Raw genomic sequence first — 1,568 nt, forward strand, 5'->3', positions numbered from 1 at the left:
CCAGCTTTTAGTTGGATAAACCTTCTTAATAAGCGTGTCTAAAGAGAGTTTCCCTGCTCCCTGCGTAATTAAGATTAATAAAGTTACCACATAAATTAAGGGTAATTTATAACCATTATCACAAACGTTATAACCTGAATCGGCGTGAATGCTATACCACGCGACAGAGATTAAAATCGTTAAACTTAATGCACTAAAACGTGTTAGCACCCCAAATATCAGCAAGAATGGGAAAATTAATTCAGATCCCATTGCAACGTGCCAATTAATATCGGCTGGAATAAGATTAAATGGAAAAGGAAAACGATCTTGTATTTCAGTAAACCAATTTTGACCATTCCATTTTTCTAACCCTGCCTCTAAAAATTCCCACGCAAGAAAAAAGCGTAAAATCAATAAACTCACGCCGCTGCTGATACCTTGCATCTTACAATCTTTCATTTTTTCCTCTGATTGATTACCTATTTTATGAAACTATTTAGTTCATTATGGTAGGAAATGCTTCCTAGTTATTCTATTAGTCGGAGATAAGCCTTTTTTCTTACACTTTTTTTTCAAAAAATTGAAAATATTATTTTTTGTAAAAATGCAGATAACATTAAGGGCAAAGATTATAACAATCTTCGCCCTTTTATCTTTTACTGATTAATGTAGTGATCAGCTAATTCAACAGTCCCCGATAGGTTTTTTTGTTAAAACAGGCGCCAAACCTTGATTGTAACGATGTGGGCGAATAAAATTGTAATACATCACATAAGCTCTCACATCGTCCATCGCTTGCCCCAAGGTTAGATAGTCGCCCTCTTGCATCCATTCATATTTAAAACTGCGGAACCAACGCTCCATTGGAGCATTATCCCAACAGTTACCTCGGCGACTCATACTTTGAGTTACCTGAATGAAGGTTGAGCGGAATAGCTACACCTTGAGTTTGAAAAAATGGATAATATGAAGTCAGAAGAAATGAAAGCAAAAGAAATGAAAGCAAAAGAAATGAAAGCAAAAGAAATGAAAGCAAAAGAAATGCAGAAAAAAGCAAAAACAATGGGAAAAGCTAGAATGTAATGATTTAAGCCTAAAAAGAAAAACTGCGGTCAATGTGACCGCAGTTTTTGTATCAAAGTGAGGTTATTGTTTACGCCACGTCGTGCCGTTGGCGCCATCTTCTAACACGATACCCATTGCCGTAAGTTCATTACGTGCCGCATCTGCTGCAGTCCAATCTTTAGCGGCACGGGCTTCGTTTCGTTGTTTGATAAGCGCTTCAATTTTTGCGACTTCATCATCGTCAGAACCAGCTTGTAAGAATTTTTCTGGATCTTGTTGAAGTAAACCTAAGATACCCGCTAACTCACGTAAACGCGCAGCAAGAGCATTGGCTTTTTCTGCATCTTCAGTTTTCAATTTATTGATTTCACGCGCCATTTCAAATAAGACAGAAAGAGCGTTTGGCGTATTGAAATCATCGTCCATGGCTTCACGGAAGGCTTCCACAAAATTTTCACCGCCAAAAGCAACCGCACTTTGATCGGTGCCACGTAAAGCGGTGTACAAACGTTCTAATGCAC

2 protein-coding genes and 1 pseudogene are annotated in these 1,568 nt (G+C 37.9%); all 3 read right to left on the reverse strand.

All coding sequences use genetic code 11. The annotated features are described in order from the left end of the window. On the reverse strand, window positions 1–426 hold a 426-nt coding region (locus KH943_RS10070), incomplete at its 3' end, for an HvfX family Cu-binding RiPP maturation protein (RefSeq protein WP_304110443.1). A gap of 240 nt (window positions 427–666) precedes the next feature. After that, a pseudogene (locus tag KH943_RS10075) lies at window positions 667–897 on the reverse strand (integrase core domain-containing protein); the annotation flags it as partial. A 231-nt stretch (window positions 898–1,128) separates the two neighbouring features. Then, window positions 1,129–1,568 (reverse strand): DALR domain-containing protein (locus tag KH943_RS10080; RefSeq protein ID WP_368493510.1); only part of this gene is annotated, 440 nt, incomplete at its 5' end.

This window comes from Haemophilus parahaemolyticus (genome assembly GCF_018373095.1).
Classification (GTDB): domain Bacteria; phylum Pseudomonadota; class Gammaproteobacteria; order Enterobacterales; family Pasteurellaceae; genus Haemophilus_A; species Haemophilus_A parahaemolyticus_A.